Below are 20769 nucleotides of genomic sequence, written 5' to 3' on the forward strand. Positions count from 1 at the left end.
GCAGGGCCGCCCCGATCTCGGGGATCCCGGAACGGTCCACCGAACCCAGTCCCCAGAAGCGGAAGCGGTCGAGAACTCCGGGCAGCGCGATGACCAGCGACGAGGTGACGGCCGTGCAGCCGGCGGTCACGGCGGCGCCGGCCAGGACGAGTCCGGTACCGGAGTCCGCCCCGAGCCTGCCGGCGCCGGTCACCACCAGGCCGGCGACGAGCGCCCCGGCCACGGCGAACAGGGACACGATCGACGGGGACACGGCGGGTGCGAGTGCCAGCCCCAGCACCACGCCCAGTGCCGCTCCGGCGGTGAGGCCGAGAAGGCCTGGGTCGCCGAGTGGGTTTCGGGTGGCGCCCTGCAGTCCCGCCCCGGCGACGGCCAGTGCGGCGCCCACGAGTATCGCCGTGATGGTGCGGGGCACGCGGGCGGCCACCACGACCTCATCCATGGATGCGGTGGACCCGGGGGCCAGTGCCGCCGCCAGGTCTCCCGACAGGATCTGTCCGGGCAGGGCGGTGAGCGCGGACCAGACCACCAGGGGGTCGACCGTGCGGGCACCGATGAACAGCGACCCCGCGATCGCGATGAGAAGCAAGGCCACCGACACGGCCGTGCCCACCACTGCCCGGTTCGGACGGCGGTGGGCACGCGCCGCGGCCGCCGGCTCGGGAGCCGACGGAGCGGAGGCGGTGTCGAGGGCAGTCACAGGATCAGGGCTGCTGCGCCGCGTCGATGATCTCGGGAACGACGTTGTCCAACGCCCAGGGCAGGCTCAGCGGGGAGGACGCGGAGATCGACAGCACCTGCTGTTCGTCCGTCTGGACCACCATGCGGCCGGCCTCCACGGCGGGGATGCGGCCGAGCAGTGGATCAGACTCGATCGCCTCACGCACCTCGGGCGACGTCGCGTAGGTGACGAGGATGTCCGACTCCAGCTCGTCGGAACGCTCGGGAGACCAGCTGACGGCGAACTCGCTCGGGGCACCGCTGGACGCCTCGGCCACGACCGGCGCCTGGACCATTCCGAGCTGGGTGAGGAACCGGGGACGGTTGTCGACGTCGGTGAAGGCGTAGATCTTCTCGGCAGCCGCGGGATCGACGGTGCCGTAGACGAAACTCGTGCCCTCGATGTCGGGGTTGTCCGTACCGACCTGCTGGATCTGGGATTCCACGTCGGCGATGAGCTCCTCGGCCGCATCGCTACGCCCCAGGGTCTCGCCGATGAGTCGGGTCGAGTCCTGCCATGCGGTTCCGAACGCGACGTCGCCCTCGGGCATCGCGATGGTGGGGGCGATCTTGGACAGCGTCTCGTACTCCTCGGCGGTCATTCCGGAGTAGGCGCCGAGGATGACGTCCGGCTCGAGTGCGGCGATCGCCTCGGTGTTGATCCCGTCGGTCTCCGAGTACAGCTCCGGCATCGTGCCGCCCACAGACTCCAGTTCCGCGTCGAACCAGTCGGTGGATCCGTTGGCGTTGGCGCCGAAGGAGTTACGGGGCATCCCGACGGGGACGACGCCCAGCGCCAGGGACACGTCCGCATTGACCCACGAGATGGTGGCGACACGGGTCGGCGCCTCGGTGATCTCGGTCTCGCCGTACGCATGGGTGATGGTCCGCGGGAACTCACCCTGACGCTCGATGTCCCCGGTCGCGGCCTGATCCTCTCCCCCTCCGACCGAACCGGTGGAACATCCCGCGAGCAGTGCGACGAGGGCGACCATCGCCACCACGACGAGAAGGATCACCCGCCCTCCTGGAAGTACCGCGTCGCCGGTGATGGCGGCACTCGGCCGGGAATGTGTGCCGGATGAAGGCATGGGGTCTCCGTCTCTCGAAGTAATGCGCAAGGTCACCTGCGCCCAAAATCCAATTAGGTTTGGCTAACCTACTAGGCGCGGGTCAGACTATTCCCCGACCGGGTTTCTGCGCAAGCCCCCAGGTGACGAGCGGTGAGAAGCCGCCCTGATGCCGACAGTCGATGTGACCGCCGCACACGGTGGCGTTGTCGTCGTCGTTCATTTTCGTTCCGTGGGTTGCCAACCCACCCACGTCCCCGACCTGTCGGGGCGTACTCCTGCCGTACCGTCCTAGGCCATGGACGGATCCGAACTCCACCGCCGATCAGACGAACGGGCCATGGAACTTCCCCAGTCAGTGCTGGAGTATCCGTTCGGGCCCGAGCACGCGGTCTACAAGGTCGGCGGGAAGATCTTCCTCCTGCTCACGGTCCTGGCCGGCGAGAAGATCGCCACCCTCAAGGCGCTTCCCTCCGACGGGATGGCGCTGCGCGATGCGCACCCCGACATCACGCCCGGCTACCACATGAACAAGAGACACTGGATCTCGCTCAGGGCTGGAGGAACCCTCACGTCCGACATGGTCTCCGAGCTCGTCACGGAGTCCTACCGACTGGTCGTGGCGGGCTTGCCCAGGATTCGACAGCCGGTTGAGCCAGATGCGTTCGGACGTGACCAGCGATAGAGCCGCACATCCCCGGTCGCCTCCGCGGGGCGGGAACAAAAGGTGCCTTCTGGTGCATCACATCACCAGAGAACGGCAGGTAACCGACGTCCCACCCCGGAAACGAGGCCAGTAGCACGATGAATCCCCCCTTCCGCTCAGCCGGATTCGACTCGCTCCCGTGGCGGTACCGGGTGGCGCAGCGCCCCCGATGCCTCTGGATCGCGGCATCGGCCTTCTTTGCCGGCATATCGCTGCTCGGGTTGGCCGGTTTCATCCGCGATCCCCACGAGACCTCGTCGTTGTGGTTCATGTGTTCCGCCCTCGGACTCGCGGTGATCAGTCCCACGGTCGGAGGATTCACGAACCTACGTTCACCGCGCCCGCTCACCGACACCCGCAAGATCATCCCCGCCACGGGGATCTGGTCGCTCCACGTCCCGATGATGATGGTCCTCGTCGGATGTGGGATGGGCGCCTACACCGCTCTCGGTGAAGAAGGCGCGGCGAGTTTCAGCACATTCGACCAGGTCAGACTCCCGGCCATCGCGATCGTCTGCCTGGTTCTGGCGCCGTTGAGCCTGATCGTCGCCGGACACCACCGGGTGCTGGAGTTCACACCCGATGGTCTGCGGTACGAGCGGGGCTGGTTCCGGGCATTCATCCCGTGGGCCGACATCGAGCACCTCACCCCGACCGGCGATGCGAACGTCAAGCACGCCACCGCGGTGCACATCCCCAGCCGCCGCGCATTGCGGGCCGGGGTTCACATCACCCTCCGCGAGAGGTCCACCGCGGAAGTGCACCGCAGGACCATGGCGCACCGCGCCAACGGCCGCGACGTGGTGCGTGTTGACTGCTCCAGCTACCGAGTCGACCCCAACACCCTCATCAACGCGATCTATCTCCTCGCGGACAATCCTGCATTCCGGCCGCTGGTTCACCACCCCGTCGCGGCCGAGTTGTTCGTCGGCCCGGCCTGGAACACGCGTCGGCGGATGAACGTCGGCGACACGTGGGACCGGAACACGGAACAGATCGAGCCGGCCGGTTGCGACAAGGGTTCCGTCGCGGCCCCGACCACGCCCGAGGATGGCCCGTTGCCGTGGGACCCGGCCAGCTGCCAGTTTCCCGGTGCGGCTGCACAGCAAAGCTCGTGGGCATCGAGACGGATGCCCCTGTGACCACTGCGGCGAGCACCCCGGCGGTCAGCCGGGGTGCTCGCCGCTATCAGGTCGATCAGCTACCGGGCAGTTCGGAGGAGATGCTGTCCAGCGGCAGCGCTCCCGGTGCCCCCTCGGAGCCCTGGCCGGCCGCGTTCTCGATCGCGTCAGCCGCGGAGTCCGTCGGCACAACGCGCGTGAGGATGCTGCCGACGTAGGGCACACCACCGATGACGGCCTCGACCGAGCCGTGGTAGTCGCCGCTCATGAAATGGTCGATCGACTCACCGAGCGCAGGCGCGAACTGGCACACGGGGTCGACCTCCGCAGGCACTGCGACACCGGCCAATCCGGCGACACTTCCCGCATTACAGGCCGCGGTCGCAACGGATCCGAGTGGACCGGTGGCATAGCCCGGCAGTGAACCGGTCACCGAACCCGGGAGCATCTCTCCCGCGGAACCGAGATAACCGCTGGGAATCTCCGACAACGGCTGGGCCGACGCCGGCGCACTGGACAGCACCACGAGCCCTGCGGCGAGAGCCCCGACGACCGCAGTGGTTCTGGACATGATCAACCTCCCGGTGAGTTGAATTATGTGCGCTCAGATCTGGACGCACGTTATCCCAGTTAACCTCAACCAGGCGTCTGCATTATGAACCAGGATTTATCGGCTGGCGACCGCGGCGAGTCGACCGGACCAACTCGGCCCGGCAACCCGCTCTGACGTGACCCCGATCCGGGTCACGCCGGCTGCCGCAGTGTCAGGTCCGGGGTCGGAGGAATCAGTTCCCCGGCGACAGCGAGGTCTCGGCGAGCGAGCCGAGCCGGTCCCCCACGAGATCCTCGACCTGCTCGGCGACCGACGAGGTGTCGACCGCACGGGTGACGGAGGTGCCGACGACGGGAATGCCGCCGATGACCGCATCGACCGAGCCCTGGAAGTCGCCCTCCAGCACCGCGTCGCCGGACTGGGCGAGCGGGTTGGCGACCGAGCAGATGGCGCTGACGGGGATCGGAAGCGGCATACCGGTCACGTTGGCGGCGAGCCCGGCCGCGGAGCCGACGTTGCAGAACAGTGTCGCCGTGGAACCGAGCGGGCCAGTGGCGTAGCCCGGCAGCGAGCCGGTGACGGATGCCGGGGCCATCTCCCCGACAGAACCCAGGTAGTCGCCCTCCATATCGGATGAGCCGGAGACCAGTCCGGAAGATCCGGTACCGGAGACAGATTCGGTGACCGATCCGAACAGTTCCGAACTCTGCGCGGCAGCTGTCCCCGCGGACGCAACGAGAAGTGCAGCTGCGAGCGCGCCTGCGTAAGCGATGGTCTTGGGCATGGGGGCCTCCGTTGCGGTTTCGGGACGTCTGCCCGAATGGTGTGAAAATTAGATCGTATTGATATTCATCAGCCAAGGCAAGACATCAGACACCGGCGTCACCTTCAGCGACAGCACTGGTTACAAATAGTTTTTGCACAGCCGCGCGCCCCCTCGTGTGAACGAACCCGTGTTCCAGACAATTCCGACAGGGTTCTCGGCCTTCAGCCACACCCTGCGACCCAAACGCGCTCCGGAGAATCCTCCGATGAGGGAAGGTGAGCGCATGTCAGCGATCCCGTCCAGCCCGTCGAACCATTCGCTTGCCGACATCATGCCCTCCCTCGCAGCAGGGCTGGGCTCACCAGGTCCGAATCCATTGGCGCTCGAGCCCAGCAGCGACGCGGTCCTGTTTCTCATCGACGGCATGGGCGCGGAATTGATCCGGCAGCATGCGGACGTCGCCCCCACACTCGCCGCGATGACCAGTCGGATGATCTCCGCGGGCTTTCCCAGCACGACCGCCACGAGTCTGACCAGTCTCTCGGTCGGCGCTCCCTGCTCTCGTCACGGCATCGTCGGGTACAGCTTCCGGCTGTCCGACGACGACGGCACGACAGCATTCAATCCGCTCCGGTGGACGCTCGGTTCAGCTGGCGGGCCCTCGGCGATGGACCGCTTCCCGCCCCGGTCAGTCCAGCAGCTCCCCAGCCTGCTCGAAATCCTCGCCGATGACGGCGTCGAGGTCACCTACGTAATGCGCGGGGATTTCCGTGAATCCGGTCTCACCCGGGCGGCGTTCCGCGCGCCGGGCATTTTCAGGCCGGCCAGTTCCCTCGACGAGATCGCTCGCGAAGTGACGGACGCACTCAGTCGGCCTTCTCGGGCACGACGGTTCGTCTACGCCTACTTCGGGGACCTCGACCTGATCGGCCACATCCACGCGCCAGGTTCCCCGCAATGGTTGGAATCGCTTCGAGAGGTGGACGCCTTCATCGCCGCCATGGCGACGGACCTTCCGCCCGGATGCCGCATGCTCGTCACAGCGGACCACGGCATGATCGCGTCAGAAACCATCGTCGACATCGACTCGCGGCCAGACCTGCTCGCGGGCGTGGACACCGTGGCGGGAGAGGCGCGAGTCCGACACGCCTACACCCTTCCGGGCGCCGCTGCCGAGGTGGCAATGACCTGGGCGACCGCCCTGGACGGCCTCGCTCGAGTACTCACCCGGGAGCAGGCGCTCGACGAGCAACTCTTCGGCCCCGGGCGCGGCCACGCCGATCGACTCGGTGACGTCATCGCGATCGCCACCGGCGGTGTCGTGCTGGCGAGGACCACAAATGAGGAACTCGAATCGTCACTGCTCGGTCACCACGGGGCCAACACGGCCGCAGAACAACACATCCCGCTGATCGTGCGTTGACCGACAGTCGGGCAGCCGAGGACCACACGCTATTCCGGCGCCGCTCGGCAGTGAGTCAGCGTCAGCAGGTCACCAGCGCGGTCGGGTCACTCGTCCTATCGAGCCACCGACCGTATGCCGGTGGTCCGGCCGACCGTACATCCGCGCAGAGTTCCTGCTTCGAGTACCCCGAGGAATAGAAGACGGCGTAGATGGCATTGCCGTTCTCATCACGCTGCCGCAGCGACGGACACGCCATGTCCGTCCGCAGATAGGACGCCCCAGGATACTGCGCCAACGCGGACTCGATTTCCTGGGCGTAGGCGCCGGGAGTGACCGCCGAGTACAGCACCACGATCCCCTGCCCGTCACACGACGGACGGGCGAGCGGAACCGACAGTCCGAGGTCCCCTCCGCCCGCATTGTGGCCGGGACCGGTCTCGCCGGGCGGGATCCCAGGGGTCGTGGTCACTGTCACGGTGACCATGTCGGAGGGCTGATCCGTGACCTGCAGTGTGTCGCCTTCGGTGTCGTGGGCGGCAGCGGTGGGAGTGCTCCAGTCACCTGCCGTGACGGAGGCCGGCGGCTCACCGCTTCCGCGTGAGGCGACGTAATACCCGATCCCACCGGCCAGAACGAGCAGGAGCACCACGGCGGCGCCACCCAACGCCCACAGCGGCCCACTGCTCTTCGCCGGCGCACCAGCCGGCGGCTGCTTGGGCCCAGCAGGCTGACCCCAGGAATTTGCCTGCCCCGACCACTGTGTATCACCGGGCTGGTTCCATCCGGGATAGTTGGGATCGTTGTTCATCATCACCACCATCGACGCGGAACCCCTGAGTTCCTGTGAACCTGTATGGCACCGAGCATAGGTCGTGGGCCTCTCGTCTCACGCCGCAATGCACCGGCCTGCACTGCGATCCCGGGAACCAGAACCCCACTGTCAGGCCGCAGACATCCTGCCGGCATCGCCGGATCGTCACGCGTCGACCGGATGCAGCAGGTCACCTCACTGGCTACGGTCAGCACAACGATTCCGACGTGTTCCGATCTGCGGAAAGGAGTGCGACATGCCGACACCAGCCGGGCCAAGGGCTCCCCTGCTGGGCGGTGTCGTCGTCGTCATTTTCTCGGTCGTCACCGCGCTCGTCGCGGGATGCGGCGCACCACTGCCACGGGATACCGACGGCAGTCTCGAGAGGATCACCGGCGGGGTCCTGCGCGTCGGGGTGTCGGACAACCCACCGTGGGTCGAGGTGCACGACGGCGCGGCGCAGGCCGACAGCCCCGCGGCCGACCCCCACCGGACCGAGGCCGGCGAGATCGTGTCGGGGCGTGAGGTCGACCTGCTTTCCGGATTCGGGCGCGAGCGCGAAGCGACGGTGCGATGGGTCCCCGGCGCGGAGAGCGAGTTAATCGAGGCGATGGCGCTCGGCGAGCTCGATGTGATGGTGGGCGGACTCACCACCGACTTGCCCTGGTCCAAGGAAGTAGCCCTGACCAGGCCGTACGGCGAGGATGTGACCCCCGACGGGGACACCGTGCAGCGGGTGATGGCAACTCCGCTGGGAGAAAATGCCCTTCTGGTCGCACTGGAAACCCACCTCGCGCGGGTCGGGGGCGTGACATGACCGGCCCCGACCGGCTCCCACCGGAGCAGCAGACGGCCCTTCGCCGCGCGATCCGGCTGGAGTGGGTGACCCTGGCGGTGATGTCGCTGACCATCGCGGCGGTGTTCGCGGTCTCGGGCCAGTCGCAGGCGATGAAGGCGGCATGGATCGAGGACACACTGTCCCTGTTGCCCCCGCTGGCGTTCCTCATCGCGGCCAAGCTGGCGCGTGCCCGGCCGTCGTCGCGGTTCCGGTACGGGCTGCACCGTTCCGTCGGCGTCGGTCATCTCGTCGCGGGGGTGGCGTTGCTGGCGATGGGGCTGTTCCTGATCGTGGACTCCGGGACCGGCCTGCTCACCGGGGATCGGCCGCCGCTGGGGGTGGTGGTGATCTGGGGGCAGGTGATCTGGACCGGGTGGCTGATGATCGCGGTCATGGCCCTGTCGTGCGTCGGGCCGGTCATCCTGGGCCGGATGAAGACGGCCCCGGCGGAGGTGTTGCACGACAAGGTCCTCTACGCCGACGCGGACATGAATCGCGCCGACTGGCAGACGGGCGTGGCGACGATCGTGGGCGTGCTGGGGATCGGCATGGGCCTGTGGTGGGCTGACGCGGCCGCCGCGCTGGTGGTGAGCGTGTCGATCCTGCGCGACGGGTGGGCCAACCTCAGTGGCGCGATCACCGGGTTGATGGACCGCCGTCCCACCCGCTTCGACGGCACCGATCCGCATCCGCTGGTCCACGAGATCGACGAGGTTCTGGCGGATGTCGGGTGGGCGACCGACCACGGCGTTCGCGTGCGCGACGAGGGCCATGTCTTCCACGTCGAGGCGTTCCTCGTTCCGGCCGACGGGCAGGTGGTGACGGTGGAGCGCCTCGCCGCGGTCCGCCGGGCGCTCACCGAGATCAGTTGGAAGGTGCAGGACGTGGTGGTGACGGTGGTCGCCGAGGTCCATACCACCCACCGCCCCCGCTGAGTGGCGACTGTCACCGCCGCAGGAAGAGCCAAAGAATGTACGACGACGACGAGGCCTCCACAGGCGGAACCACCACCGGTATAGAGCGCGGTCTCTACGCCTGCATAGTCGCGTGCATCCGCGGCGTCAGAGGGTGAGAGTGGACTCCGGGTGGTCGGTCTCCTTGAGCGGCTTCTGGGCCCCTCCGGACAGCGCGGCCCCTTCGACCCTGGCATCGCGATAGCGCTCGGCCTGCGCCTGACTGATGGGGTCCCGACTTCCGTCCTTGGCGTAGCACACAGGCAGCCAGGCCCCGTTCGCATCGAGTCGGGCGACGATCCGGGGGCGGAGGCGGAACTGCTGAATCGAATCCGACCACGCGACCAGTAGATCCAGGTTCTTTCCGCTGGCGTCCGGCAACGAATCGGTCAGGCAGAAATGCTGGACGCTGCGCCACACGGCGTACTGCGAGTCGGGGACCGCGGTCGGGTCGACGGCGGCGGCCTTGGGGGCGCGAGCCGACCGGGTCCGGGTGGGCCGGGTACTCGGGGCGGGAGCCGCGGGCGGTGGCGGAGGGGTGTTCTCCCCCGACTCGACCCGGCGGCGGGCCTCCTCCATACGACGCTGCCGTCGCTCCGCCGCCGAAACGTCACCCGAATCCCAGTAGCCCGTCATGGCGGACGACTTTACGCGTCCGACACGGGTTGACGCCTCATCAGATCACCCGGATGGGGCCGACCTCACACCCGAGCACCCGACAGCCTGCGAGCACGCCCCGAGCGAGACGGAACACCCCCGCCGGGCACCCCGCCCAGGGCGATCCGCCTCCGCCGGCGCCCTCACATGTCCAGGCCGAGATCCAACACGCCGACCGAGTGCGTCAAGCCGCCGACGGCGACAAAATCGACGCCGCAGCGTGCATAGTCCGCGGCCACATCCAGCGTGAGTCCACCGCTGGATTCCAGCCGGGTACCGGGCGAGATCTTCTCGCGGCGCTGCACGGCGATCTGCGTCTGCCACACCGGGAAATTGTCGAGCAGGATCAGGTCGACGCGCTCGCTCAGCATTTCGTCGAGCTGCTCCAGGGAATCGACCTCGACCTCGCACGGCAGGTCCGGGAACTGCTCGCGGACCGCGGCCAGCGCGGGCACCACGCCACCGGCCGCGACCACATGGTTGTCCTTGATCAGCACCGCATCGCCGAGCCCCAGGCGGTGGTTGACCCCGCCGCCGCAGCGCACCGCGTACTTCTGCAGTAGCCGCAGTCCGGGCATGGTCTTGCGGGTGTCCCGCACCGCGCAGTCGGTCCCGGCCAGCTCGTCCGCCCACGCGCGCGTCGCCGTGGCGACCCCGGACAAGTGGCACACCAGATTGAGGAGCGTGCGCTCGGCGGTCAGCAGTCCCAGTGTGGGTGCGGAGATCTCGGCCACCACGTCGCCGGCCGCGACGCGGTCGCCGTCGGCCGCGAGGAGGGTCACCGAATAGCCGCCGCTCGTGCCGGAGGTGCCCGAGTCCGTGGCATCCGAGGCGGCCGCGCCCTGGTCGGCGGCGTCAGAGTCGGCCGCGCCGAGAACCTCGGCGAGCACCATCTCGATCAGCGGCAGCCCCGCCACGACACCGTCCCCGCGCGCCGCGAGCCGTGCGGTCGCCCGGGCATCCGCCGGCACCGTCGCGAGCGAGGTGGCATCGGGGCCATATCGCAGATCTTCTTCGAGGGCGCGACGGATCGCGATCAGTGCATCCGCTCGGGTATCGGGATCGAGGACGTTGTCGTCGTCGTCCCTTACGCCACCGTGACCAGACGCGGCGTGGCCCGTCACTCCCCCGACCCCGGGTTGCCGATGGCGATCATGCGCTCGACAGACCCGCGCGCGGCCTCGGCGGTGACCGGATCCACGTCGACCTCGTCGGCGCCCTCGACCAGCGCGCGCAGCAGCGCGGCCGGGGTGATCATCTTCATGTACGGGCAGCTCGCCTCGTCATTGACCGGCAGGAAGTCGATCTCCGGAGCCGCCTTGCGCAACTGGTGGATCATGCCGACCTCGGTGGCCACCAGGACCTCACGGGCGCCGGAGGCACGGGCGGCGTCGACCATCCCGCCGGTCGAGAGGATCTTAACCTGATCCGCGGGCACCGCGCCCTCTGTGGCCAGGTGCAGCGCACTGGTGGCGCAACCGCACTCCGGGTGGACAAACAGCTCCGCGCCCGGGTGCGACTCCGACTTGGCCGTGAGCTGATCGCCGTTGATCGCGGCGTGGACGTGGCACTCGCCGGCCCACACCAGGACGTTGTCACGCCCCGTCTTGCGGCGCACGTGCGCGCCGAGGAACTGATCCGGCAGGAAGAGGATTTCGCGGCTCGGGTCGATGGACTCCACCACGTCGACCGCGTTGGAACTCGTGCAGCAGATGTCGGTCAGCGCCTTCACCGCGGCGGTGGTGTTGACGTAGGAGACCACGACCGCGTCCGGGTGCTCGGACTTCCACTCGGCCAACTGCTCGGCCGTGATGGAATCCGCGAGCGAACAACCGGCGGCCTCGTCCGGGATCAACACCGTCTTCTCGGGCGAGAGGATCTTGGCGGTCTCGGCCATGAAGTGCACGCCGCAGAAGATGATCGTCGACTGCTCGGCGCTCGCCGCGATCCGCGACAGGGCCAGCGAGTCCCCCACGTGATGGGCGATGTCCTGGATGGCGGGGATCTCGTAGTTGTGCGCGAGGATCACCGCGTCCCGCTCGGCGGCGAGCCGGCGGATCTCCGAGGCCCACACCTCGTCGGGCTCAACGCCGGTGTAGATCGAACCGTCGTGCCGGATCTGCGCGGCCAGCGGAGAATCGAGCCGTCCGATGGCGGTGTTGGTACTAGTGGCAGAGCTCATCCCTGCCCCCTCTCGGGTCGTGTCCGCGGCCGATACCCCACCGGCCGCGTTTTCGTCTTACAATCGAAAACGTGGATAAGTGTAACACCGGTCACGAGGTGCTCGTCGTGGTGGGCCAGGTACGACCTGTTCCCGGCTCGGCGGCGCCGTCGCTGCACGTCCTGCTCTGGCAGCACTCCCTCGGCCCCGCCGCGGGCTGCTGGGCTCTGCCGGGCGGCGAGGTACGTGACGACGAAGACCTCGCCACCTCCGCGACCCGGCAACTCGACGAGAAGGTCGACGTCCGCGAGCTCAGCCACCTGGAATCGGTGTCCGAGTTCTCCGACCCGGCGCGCGTGCCCGGGCGGCGGGTGTTCGCGTCCGGGTTCCTGGGACTGCTCCCCAGCGACGCCGACCCCGACATCCCCGCGGACACCGCATGGTTCCGGGTCGACGACCTGCCCGACACCGCCTTCGACCACGCGGAGATCGTCGCCCGGGCCCGCGCCCGCCTCGCGGCCAAGCTCTCCTACTCCACACTCGGGTTCGCGCTCGCGCCCGAGGAGTTCACGCTCTCGCTTCTCGCGCAGCTCTACGGGGCCGCGCTCGGGCACCCAGTGGATCCCACGAACCTGCAGCGGATCCTCAGCCGGCGCGGAGAACTCGTGAGATGCGGGCGCAGCGCTCCCCCGGGCCCGTCCGGCGGACGACCGGCGGCCCTGTTCAAGTTCGCCGAGCGGCGACTGCGGATCACCGATCAGTTCGCGACTCTGCGGCCACCAGGTCCGGCCACCGACTGAAATGGGCCAGGGCTGCCACGGTGAACATCGCGATCATTGCGCCCCACAGCAACCATCCGCTTCCGGGCGGGAACCACTCCCACGACGGCCCCGAGGTGCCGTAGAGCATCCCGTCGAAAAACAACGCACCCGCTGTAGGCGCCTGCGCGACCACCTCACCGAACGGGACGTCCCGCGGCGGCGACGCCAACAGGTCGGCGATCCAGGGGGCACCCACGGCGGCCAGCGCGCAGGCGAACCCGGGAAGCAGCGCGAGCACCGGCACACCCGCCGGCCGCCGCAACTCGACGTGCCGCGACCACAGGACCAGAGCGCCGCAGATCGAAGCGAAACCGAGAAGGATCACCAGCATCAGCAGTTGGCTCCCGCCGTCGGCTCCGGAATCGGGGAACCGGACGCCCCGTCCCCCGCCGACGGAGACCAGCTCCGACCGCGGCGCAGCGACGACCCACACCAGCAGCGCGACGACGAACGGGGCGAGGAGGCCGCACAGAGTTCCGAGCGACCGCCGCATCTTGTTGACGTGGCGTCCGTCACCTGTTGCCCGAGATGCGCTGGTCATACGGCGGACTGTACCAACGCCCTTTACCGTCGAAACGGGAGATCTCAGCCCGCTGTGGTCTAATCGGACGCGGCTCCGCCCAACTTTCGTACCGGATGAGACGTCAGGAAGTATCCGCCAGTGGCCACCGACTCTGCTCCCGCGACCTCTGGTCGGCAACGGAGGACGATGGCCTACCGGCATGACATCGACGGCTTGCGCGGACTCGCGATCGCCCTCGTGGTGGTGTTCCACATCTGGATGGGCCGGGTCTCCGGTGGCGTCGACGTATTCCTCACCCTTTCGGGATTCTTCTTCCTCGGGTCGCTTCTGAGGGGCACGGACAATCCACGCACCCCGCTCAACCCACTGCCCCATCTCAAGCGACTGGTCCGCAGGCTCTACCCCGCACTCGTGGTGACCATCGCGGCCACGATGCTGGGCACGATCCTGATCAAGCCCCCCACCCAGTGGACGGCGATCTTCGACCAGGCCGTCGCGTCGCTGCTCTACTACCAGAACTGGGAGCTGGCGGAGACGTCCGCGGACTACGCCGCGGCCGATGCAACGATCTCGCCGCTCCAGCATCTGTGGTCGATGTCCGTCCAGGGTCAGTTCTATCTGGTGGCACTCGCGGTGATCCTCGGCGGAACCGCGCTGTGGCGACTGCTCGTGCGGCGCGGGACCCCCAAATGGTTCCTTCTGGCCGTGGTGGCCGCCGGCACCGCCGCATCCGTGTGGTGGTCCGTCATCGGACAGCAGACCAACCAGCCCCTGAACTATTACGACACGGCCTCCCGCATGTGGGAGCTGCTCATCGGCGGACTGGTGGCGATCGTCCTGGCCGGCATCGTTCTTCCGTGGCCGCTGCGCCTGATCACCACCGCCGCGGGACTGTTCCTCGTGGTGAGCACCGGCTTCTTCTTTGACGGCGCCGCGTACTTCCCCGGCCCCCTGGCCTGGTACCCCATCGGCGGCGCACTGCTGATCGTGCTCGGCGGCAACCTCCCCGCCGGCGTGCGCGCGACCCCCGCCAGGGATCCGATCACCTGGCTCCTGTCGGCCAAGGTGTTCCGCCGACTCGGCGACATCTCCTACTCGCTGTACCTGTGGCACTGGCCCCTGCTGATCCTGTGGCTCTCCCACGACCGCGACAACGAGATCACCCTCGTCTCCGGCATGACGATCATCGTGATCTCGCTCGTCCTGGCACTCATCACGGAGAAATACATCGAGCGGCCGCTGCGCATGGCCAGCCGGGCCAAGAGTCAGAAGACGCCCGCCGCCGCCGCCCGCGACATGCTCTGGGGTCCACCCCCGCGCACGGGCCGTCAGAAGCGTCAGTTCGTGGGAGCAACCGCGCTCGTCGTCGTCGCCGCCGTTGCCTCATTGGGCACCGTCGGATGGTGGAGCGCCACCGCCTCCTCGCGCTCGTCGGTCCCCTACGTCGACTCGCTCACCGACCCGGACCACCCCGGCGCCCGCGCCTTCTTTGAGGGCGTCGACGCTCCGGACGACGTGTCCTTCACCCCCTCGCTGCTCCAGGTCGGTCACGATCTTCCGCCCAGCACGATGGACAAATGCATCTCGACCTTCGAGTCGAGCGAGGTCATCACCTGCGTCTACGGTGATGAAGCCGCCACCCGCACCATCGTGCTGGCCGGCGGGTCCCACGCCGAACACTGGATCAGTGGACTCGACGAAGTCGGCCGGCACTACGGATTCCGCGTAGTCACCGTCCTGAAGATGGGCTGCCCGCTCACCCTCGACGCCTCGGTCTCCGACGACGGCGAGCAGATGTACGACAGCTGCGCCGAATGGACGCCGGATGCACTGGCCACGATCGCCGGACTGCAACCGGAATTCGTGTTCACCAACGCGAGCCGCCCTGTGGGCGTGATGGGCCCCGACGTCACCCCGCGCCAATACATCGAACTGTGGCGGGCGCTCGAGGAGCAGGGCATCGGCGTCCTCGCGATTCGCGACACTCCGTGGCTCAACAACGGCCGCGGCCCCGTCCGCGCCAGCGACTGCCTCGGCGACGGCGACAGCCCTGAAGAGTGCGGGATGCCCCGCGAACGGTCCATCTCGCCGATCAACCCTGCGTCCCTCGCCGCAGCCGGACTATCCAACGTGCGACTGGTCGACCTCACCGACGGTCTGTGCGGTCCCGAGAACTGTCCGGTCGTAGTGGGCAACGTGATCGTCTATCACGACTCGCATCACCTATCCGGTTCCTGGGTGCGCTCCGCCTCCGGTGAACTGGCCCGTCAACTGGGCCCCGCCACCGGCTGGTGGTGACCCCGGCCCCGAGGTCGGACCCGAAGTGCGGCCAACGCACTACTCTTGGACCACGTGACCAACGCCGAGTCCCAGCAGTCCGTTCCCGAACTCGTCCGCGCCTGGCCGGGTACCGCATACCCGCTGGGTGCAACCTATGACGGCACCGGCACGAACTTCGCACTGTTCTCCGAGGTGGCCGAGAAGGTCGAACTCTGCCTCATCGACCGCGAGGGGGTGGAGACCCGCATCGAACTCACCGAGGTCGACGGCCACATCTGGCACTGCTACCTGCTCGGTGTCACCCCGGGGCAGCGCTACGGATACCGCGTACACGGCCCGTACGAACCCGAGAACGGCCTGCGTTGCGACCCCTCCAAGCTCCTTCTCGACCCCTACGGCAAGGCCTTCGGCGGAGCCTTTGACGGCGACCCCAGCCTGCACAGTTACGACCTGGACAACCCCGACGAGCGCAACACCGACGACTCGCTGGGCCACACCATGACCACCGTGGTGATCAACCCCTTCTTCGACTGGGGCAACGACCGGGCACCGAATCACGAGTACCACAACACGGTCATCTACGAGGCCCACGTCAAGGGCATGACCGCCACCCACCCGGACGTGCCGGCGGAGATGCGTGGCACCTACGCGGGCCTGTCCCATCCCGCGATCATCGAGCACCTCAAGGACCTCGGCGTCACCGCGATCGAGCTCATGCCGGTCCACCAGTTCATGCAGGACCAGCGCCTCATCGACCTGGGACTGCGCAACTACTGGGGCTACAACAGCTTCGGTTTCCTCGCCCCGCACAACGAGTACGCGTTCGCCGACAAGCCCGGGGACGCGGTGACCGAATTCAAGGCGATGGTCAAGGCATTCCACGACGCGGACATCGAGGTAATCCTCGATGTGGTCTACAACCACACCGCCGAGGGCAACCACCTCGGCCCGACCATCGGCTTCCGCGGAATCGACAACCAGGCCTACTACCGACTGGTGGAGGGCGACGAGCAGTACTACAAGGACTACACGGGCACCGGTAACACGCTCAACGTGCGGCACCCGCACTCCCTGCAGCTGATCATGGATTCGCTGCGCTACTGGATTCTGGAGATGCACGTCGACGGCTTCCGGTTCGATCTCGCCTCCACCCTGGCGCGGGGTCTGCACGAGGTGGACCGACTGTCGTCGTTCTTCGACCTCGTGCAGCAGGACCCGGTTGTCAGTCAGGTCAAGCTCATCGCGGAACCGTGGGACGTCGGCGAGGGCGGCTACCAGGTGGGCAACTTCCCGCCCCTGTGGACCGAGTGGAACGGCCAGTTCCGTGACACGGTCCGCGACTTCTGGCGCGGTGAGCCGTCCACCCTCGGTGAGTTCGCATCGCGGCTCACCGGTTCCTCCGACCTGTACGAGCAGACCGGCCGCCGCCCCACGGCGTCGATCAACTTCGTGACCGCCCACGACGGGTTCACGCTCAACGACCTGGTGAGCTACAACTCCAAGCACAACGAGGCCAACGGCGAGGACGGTAATGACGGCGAGAGCCACAACCGCTCCTGGAATTGTGGCGTCGAGGGCCCGACCGACGACCCAGAGGTCCTGGCGCTACGGCACAGGCAGCGCCGCAACCTGCTGACCACGTTGATCCTGTCCCAGGGCACGCCGATGATCGCGCACGGGGACGAGATCGCCCGCACACAGGACGGCAACAACAACGTCTACTGCCAGGACAACGAGATCTCCTGGATGAACTGGGAACTCGACGAGGAGCAGTCGGACCTGCTCGAGTTCACCCGGCAACTCGTGCGACTTCGCAAGGACCACCCGGTCTTCCGGCGCCGCCGCTTCTTCGGTACTCCACTTCGCGGCGAGGAGGACCCACAGGACATCGCCTGGTTCACCCCGGACGGCTCGGAGATGACCAGCAAGGACTGGGACTCCGGGTTCGGCAAGTCGTTGACCGTGTTCCTCAACGGCGACGCGATCCACGAGCCGGACGAGCGCGGCCAGCGAATCATCGACGACTCGTTCCTCCTGTTGTTCAACGCCCACAGTGAGCCACTCGACTTCACGCTGCTCGGCACCGAGTTCGCGGAGGAATGGGAGGTCGTCCTGGACACCACCCTGACCGCGACGGAGGAAGCCCGCACCCTGTCCGCGAGCAGCACGCTCACGGTGACCGACCGTTCCACCGTGGTTCTACGAAAGCTGAGCTGACGATGCGGAAGCTGCCGTCCAGTACCTACCGACTCCAGCTACGCACCCCCTCCTCCGACCCCGCCGGCCGCGGTTTCACCCTGGCCGACGCCCGCGACCTCCTGCCGTACCTCGCCGACCTCGGTGTGGGTGCCGTGTACCTCTCCCCGATCCTCGAGGCCACCCCCGGCTCGACCCACGGCTACGACGTGGTGGACCCGACCGCCGTGTCGGCCGAACTCGGGGGGATCGAGGGCTTGCGCGCCCTCCGCGCCGCCTGCCGCGAGCATGGCCTGGGCCTGGTGGTGGACATCGTGCCCAACCACCTGGGCGTGGACTCCGCGGCCGCCAACCCGTGGTGGTGGGATGCTCTCCGCAGGGGCCCGGAGTCACCGTATTTCTCGTTCTTCGACTTCGATACCTCCCCTGCGAACGGCGCCGACGGGAAGATCGTGCTGCCCGTTCTGGGCTCACCGGATGCGGTGGATGACCTCGTCGTCGTCGACCCATCCCGCACCGACTCCGGCGAGGCCGAGCTCCACTACTTCGAGCACCGCTTCCCCATCGCCCCCGGCACGGCAGACATTGCCCCCGGCACGGGCGGTGGTACGGCGCGCGAGGTCCACGCGCGACAGCACTACCGGCTCGTCCACTGGCGCGAGCCGCTGCTGGGCTACCGGCGGTTCTTCACCGTCACCGGGCTGGCCGGGGTGCGGCAGGAGGACCCGAACGTCTTTGACGCGATGCACGCCGAGGTGCGGCGGTGGTGCTCGGAGGATCTGGTCGACGGCATCCGCGTCGATCACCCGGACGGGCTGGCCGATCCGGTCGGCTACACGCGCCGACTCCGCGAGCTCGTCGGCGACCGCTGGCTGCTCCTGGAGAAGATCCTGTCGCCCGGCACCGGCTCGGTGCCGCCGGAGGTGCTGGATCCGGCGATGGGAGTCGACGGCACCACCGGCTACGACGCCCTGCGCCTCATCGATCACCTGCTCGTCGACGCCCGCGGCGAGGCGCACCTGTCCGCCCTGGCGGCACAGTACAGCGGCGGCTTCGGCGACGATGCGCAGGTCCACGCCCAATCCGCCGCCATCAAACGTCAGATCGTGGCCGAGGACCTGGCACCAGAGTTGGGGCGTTTGGTGCGGGCTGTCCGGGCGGAAGGATGGGTGCAGTCGGAATCGTCGGCGCGACCGGTCGGGTCGGTGGGTGGTGACGTTTCCGACAAGCGATATGACGACGACGACACCACCGATTCAGATGCCCAGCTGCGGGAGACGCTGATCTCGGTGATCGCTCTGACGCCGTTCTATCGGGCCGATTATCCGGTCCTGCGCGGCACACTCCCGGCCCTGCTGGACGTCCTGCGACGTGAGCGCCCCGAGCGGACGGCGGCACTGCAGCTCATCTCCCGCGCCCTGGCCTGCGGCGGGGAGGCCTCGGCGCGGCTCGCGCAGGTCACCGGTGCGGCCACCGCGAAGGCCGAGGAGGACCGGCTGTTCTATCGGCTCGGTCGGCTCGTCTCGCTCAATGAGGTGGGCGGCTCGCCGGGTCGGATGGGCCTGTCGGTGGACGCGTTCCATCTGACGATGGCCGAGCGCGCAGCCGCCATGCCGGGGACCATGACGGCACTGTCCACCCACGACACCAAGCGCGGCGAGGACGTGCGCGCCCGCATCTCGGTGCTGTCCCAGGTGCCCGACGAGTGGGCCGACTTCGTCGCCGAGGTGTTTGCCACGTACCCGCCGCCTGCCGAGGACGCCGGTTACTTCCTGCTGCAGGTCATCGTGGGTGTGTGGCCGACCGCTGAAGGGTCGGCGGCCGGGCAGTCCGAGCTCGCCGGGTCCGCGTCCTCGAGCCCGGCCGCGGACGCCTCGGCGCTGCGGCCCCGGCTGCACGCGTACGCCGACAAGGCGATGCGCGAGGCCGCTGTCCACACGACGTGGACCGACCAGGACGCAGATTTCGAGTCAGCCGTGCATCGGTGGATTGACGACCTGATCGACTCGGGTTCCGGGCTGGTCGGGGGATTCGTGGAGCGCATCGCGCCGGCGGGTCGCGACAATTCCCTGCTGGCCAAGGCTGTGCAGTTGCTCTCCCCCGGCGTTCCGGACGTCTACCAGGGCACCGAGGTGTGGGAAGACTCGCTCGTCGACCCCGACAATCGGCGGTTCGTGGACTACGGCCCCTTGCGGTCCGGGGCGATCGCCCGCGTCCGGCATCCCAAGTTCACTCTGGTGCGCGAGATCCTGCGGCTACGCCGCGACCACCCCGACGCGATGGCGGGTGGACCGCACCTGCCGATCCCTGTTCACGGTCCGGCCGCCGCCGACGTGGTGGCGTTCATGCGTCCACTGGGCCCGGCCGGTTCCGCTGGTGTGACTGGTTCCGAAGGCGTGACCGGTGTCGGCATGATCGCCCGCCGACGCACCGCGGTCATGCCCGCCGAGAATTTCCTGCGGACCGTGGTCGACCTGCCCGCTGGGTCGTGGGCCGTACGCCCGGATGGCTCGGTGATCTCGGGCCGAGTCGATGTGGGCGAACTGTTGGCGGAAGTACCCGTCGTCGTTATCGTCCGCGACGGCGCCTGATCGTCCAGCGGCCTCTACCCGGCACGTCCGTGCAGTTCCAGGCGCGACCGCGGCCAGTCAGTTCCTGCCACGGTCGCGGCCGAGAAGCCGGTCGGTTTCGCGCCGCTCGCGCTTGGTAGGTCGGCCGGCACCGCGATCGCGCCTGGGCTGCGAGGCCAGGATCTCGTTGGACGGTGGCGGCGGCGAATGATCGATGTAGCAGGTCGCGGCCACCGGAGCTCCGACTCGCTTGCTAACGGTCTCGACCACCTCGAGGATCCTCATTCGACCCAGCGCGCCCGTGACCTGCACCCGATCGCCGGGAACCACGTTCTTCGAGGGCTGCACCGCCTCGCCGTTGACCTTGACGTGGCCTCCCCTGCACGCGGCCGCGGCTTTGGTCCGCGAGGGAAACAGCCGCACCGACCACGTCCACGCATCAACCCGCACACCCATTCCACGAGCCTATCGACAACCGCCGTCCCCGCCACGACACCGCCTTGTCCGTCCAGGTGGTGTGGAGTGCCCCCTGTGAAGCCCGTTCTGCCCATGCCGTCTCGTCCTGCCTATCTGAAGCTGATCTGCCTAGCCCCGCTGATTCACGGAGCGTGAGGACTG

The 20769-nt window shown here is 68.1% G+C and carries 19 protein-coding genes; 9 read left to right on the forward strand and 10 right to left on the reverse strand.

The window, feature by feature from the left end:
• Together G6016_RS12110 and G6016_RS12115 are read right to left on the reverse strand one after the other, a co-directional pair.
• On the reverse strand, positions 1-700 hold a 700-nt coding region (locus G6016_RS12110; RefSeq protein WP_182632899.1), incomplete at its 3' end, for an iron chelate uptake ABC transporter family permease subunit.
• Positions 701-704: 4 nt separating this feature from the next.
• Positions 705-1739, reverse strand: a complete 1035-nt coding sequence (locus G6016_RS12115; RefSeq protein WP_338403597.1) for an iron-siderophore ABC transporter substrate-binding protein — start codon at positions 1737-1739, stop codon at positions 705-707.
• A gap of 349 nt (positions 1740-2088) precedes the next feature.
• Here G6016_RS12115 and G6016_RS12120 point away from each other — a divergent pair, with 349 nt between their 5' ends.
• Positions 2089-2475 (forward strand): MmcQ/YjbR family DNA-binding protein, encoded by a 387-nt coding sequence (locus G6016_RS12120; RefSeq protein WP_182632901.1) that lies wholly within the window; start codon positions 2089-2091, stop codon positions 2473-2475.
• Between the two features lie 119 nt (positions 2476-2594).
• A complete protein-coding gene (locus tag G6016_RS12125) occupies positions 2595-3638 on the forward strand; it encodes a hypothetical protein (protein WP_182632902.1) in 1044 nt (347 codons plus the stop codon).
• 55 nt (positions 3639-3693) lie between these two features.
• Here G6016_RS12125 and G6016_RS12130 read toward each other — a convergent pair whose 3' ends face one another.
• A complete protein-coding gene (locus G6016_RS12130; protein WP_182632903.1) occupies positions 3694-4188 on the reverse strand; it encodes a hypothetical protein in 495 nt (164 codons plus the stop codon).
• A 214-nt stretch (positions 4189-4402) separates the two neighbouring features.
• Entirely contained in the window at positions 4403-4954 is a 552-nt protein-coding gene (locus G6016_RS12135; protein WP_182632904.1) for a hypothetical protein, read from the reverse strand.
• 265 nt (positions 4955-5219) lie between these two features.
• Between G6016_RS12135 and G6016_RS12140 the strand changes: the two genes are divergently transcribed.
• Positions 5220-6359: an alkaline phosphatase family protein gene (locus G6016_RS12140; protein ID WP_182632905.1), complete on the forward strand. Its 1140-nt coding sequence runs from the start codon at positions 5220-5222 to the stop codon at positions 6357-6359.
• Between the two features lie 61 nt (positions 6360-6420).
• Here G6016_RS12140 and G6016_RS12145 read toward each other — a convergent pair whose 3' ends face one another.
• The gene (locus tag G6016_RS12145) at positions 6421-7149 is read right to left on the reverse strand and encodes a serine/threonine protein kinase (RefSeq protein WP_182632906.1); all 729 of its coding nucleotides are present in this window, start codon (positions 7147-7149) and stop codon (positions 6421-6423) included.
• A gap of 259 nt (positions 7150-7408) precedes the next feature.
• On the opposite strand from G6016_RS12145, the gene G6016_RS12150 reads away from it, so the two are divergent.
• On the forward strand, positions 7409-7969 hold the full coding sequence (locus G6016_RS12150) for a type 2 periplasmic-binding domain-containing protein (protein WP_241730268.1): 561 nt from the start codon (positions 7409-7411) through the stop codon (positions 7967-7969).
• A complete protein-coding gene (locus tag G6016_RS12155) occupies positions 7966-8925 on the forward strand; it encodes a cation efflux transmembrane domain-containing protein (protein WP_182632907.1) in 960 nt (319 codons plus the stop codon). Before G6016_RS12150 ends, G6016_RS12155 begins: the two co-directional genes overlap by 4 nt.
• 126 nt (positions 8926-9051) lie before the next feature.
• Here the strand turns inward: G6016_RS12155 and G6016_RS12160 are convergent, their stop codons facing one another.
• From G6016_RS12160 to nadA, 3 genes are all read right to left on the reverse strand, one after another.
• Complete coding sequence (locus G6016_RS12160) at positions 9052-9579, reverse strand: hypothetical protein (protein ID WP_182632908.1); 528 nt, start codon at positions 9577-9579, stop codon at positions 9052-9054.
• A gap of 164 nt (positions 9580-9743) precedes the next feature.
• A complete protein-coding gene (gene nadC / locus G6016_RS12165; protein WP_187354546.1) occupies positions 9744-10640 on the reverse strand; it encodes a carboxylating nicotinate-nucleotide diphosphorylase in 897 nt (298 codons plus the stop codon).
• Between the two features lie 80 nt (positions 10641-10720).
• On the reverse strand, positions 10721-11782 hold the full coding sequence (nadA, locus tag G6016_RS12170; RefSeq protein WP_241730269.1) for a quinolinate synthase NadA: 1062 nt from the start codon (positions 11780-11782) through the stop codon (positions 10721-10723).
• Positions 11783-11853: 71 nt separating this feature from the next.
• On the opposite strand from nadA, the gene G6016_RS12175 reads away from it, so the two are divergent.
• Complete coding sequence (locus G6016_RS12175) at positions 11854-12561, forward strand: NUDIX hydrolase (RefSeq protein WP_338403598.1); 708 nt, start codon at positions 11854-11856, stop codon at positions 12559-12561.
• Here G6016_RS12175 and G6016_RS12180 read toward each other — a convergent pair.
• The gene (locus G6016_RS12180) at positions 12512-13123 is read right to left on the reverse strand and encodes a hypothetical protein (RefSeq protein WP_182632910.1); all 612 of its coding nucleotides are present in this window, start codon (positions 13121-13123) and stop codon (positions 12512-12514) included. The genes G6016_RS12175 and G6016_RS12180 overlap by 50 nt on opposite strands.
• Positions 13124-13291: 168 nt before the next feature.
• Here G6016_RS12180 and G6016_RS12185 point away from each other — a divergent pair, with 168 nt between their 5' ends.
• The 3 genes from G6016_RS12185 to treY are packed head-to-tail and all read left to right on the forward strand — an operon-like array spanning position 13292 to position 20172.
• Positions 13292-15403: an acyltransferase family protein gene (locus tag G6016_RS12185; protein WP_182632911.1), complete on the forward strand. Its 2112-nt coding sequence runs from the start codon at positions 13292-13294 to the stop codon at positions 15401-15403.
• 54 nt (positions 15404-15457) lie between these two features.
• On the forward strand, positions 15458-17602 hold the full coding sequence (gene glgX, locus G6016_RS12190) for a glycogen debranching protein GlgX (RefSeq protein ID WP_182632912.1): 2145 nt from the start codon (positions 15458-15460) through the stop codon (positions 17600-17602).
• Between the two features lie 2 nt (positions 17603-17604).
• A complete protein-coding gene (gene treY, locus G6016_RS12195) occupies positions 17605-20172 on the forward strand; it encodes a malto-oligosyltrehalose synthase (protein ID WP_182632913.1) in 2568 nt (855 codons plus the stop codon).
• A 57-nt stretch (positions 20173-20229) separates the two neighbouring features.
• Here treY and G6016_RS12200 read toward each other — a convergent pair whose 3' ends face one another.
• The gene (locus G6016_RS12200; protein ID WP_182632914.1) at positions 20230-20607 is read right to left on the reverse strand and encodes an RNA-binding S4 domain-containing protein; all 378 of its coding nucleotides are present in this window, start codon (positions 20605-20607) and stop codon (positions 20230-20232) included.
• Positions 20608-20769: the final 162 nt, after the last annotated feature.

It is taken from the genome of Dietzia aerolata (assembly GCF_014144865.1).
Taxonomy (GTDB): Bacteria; Actinomycetota; Actinomycetes; order Mycobacteriales; family Mycobacteriaceae; genus Dietzia; species Dietzia aerolata.

Excerpts from the sequence above, each read along its gene's own strand:
- G6016_RS12120 (WP_182632901.1), top strand. The coding sequence starts at position 2,089 with ATGGACGGATCCGAACTCCACCGCCGATCAGACGAACGGGCCATGGAA.
- G6016_RS12125 (WP_182632902.1), top strand. The coding sequence starts at position 2,595 with ATGAATCCCCCCTTCCGCTCAGCCGGATTCGACTCGCTCCCGTGGCGG.
- G6016_RS12130 (WP_182632903.1), bottom strand. The coding sequence starts at position 4,188 with ATGTCCAGAACCACTGCGGTCGTCGGGGCTCTCGCCGCAGGGCTCGTG.
- G6016_RS12135 (WP_182632904.1), bottom strand. The coding sequence starts at position 4,954 with ATGCCCAAGACCATCGCTTACGCAGGCGCGCTCGCAGCTGCACTTCTC.
- G6016_RS12140 (WP_182632905.1), top strand. The coding sequence starts at position 5,220 with ATGTCAGCGATCCCGTCCAGCCCGTCGAACCATTCGCTTGCCGACATC.
- G6016_RS12145 (WP_182632906.1), bottom strand. The coding sequence starts at position 7,149 with ATGAACAACGATCCCAACTATCCCGGATGGAACCAGCCCGGTGATACA.
- G6016_RS12150 (WP_241730268.1), top strand. The coding sequence starts at position 7,409 with ATGCCGACACCAGCCGGGCCAAGGGCTCCCCTGCTGGGCGGTGTCGTC.
- G6016_RS12155 (WP_182632907.1), top strand. The coding sequence starts at position 7,966 with ATGACCGGCCCCGACCGGCTCCCACCGGAGCAGCAGACGGCCCTTCGC.
- G6016_RS12160 (WP_182632908.1), bottom strand. The coding sequence starts at position 9,579 with ATGACGGGCTACTGGGATTCGGGTGACGTTTCGGCGGCGGAGCGACGG.
- nadA (WP_241730269.1), bottom strand. The coding sequence starts at position 11,782 with ATGAGCTCTGCCACTAGTACCAACACCGCCATCGGACGGCTCGATTCT.
- G6016_RS12180 (WP_182632910.1), bottom strand. The coding sequence starts at position 13,123 with ATGACCAGCGCATCTCGGGCAACAGGTGACGGACGCCACGTCAACAAG.
- G6016_RS12185 (WP_182632911.1), top strand. The coding sequence starts at position 13,292 with ATGGCCTACCGGCATGACATCGACGGCTTGCGCGGACTCGCGATCGCC.
- treY (WP_182632913.1), top strand. The coding sequence starts at position 17,605 with ATGCGGAAGCTGCCGTCCAGTACCTACCGACTCCAGCTACGCACCCCC.
- G6016_RS12200 (WP_182632914.1), bottom strand. The coding sequence starts at position 20,607 with ATGGGTGTGCGGGTTGATGCGTGGACGTGGTCGGTGCGGCTGTTTCCC.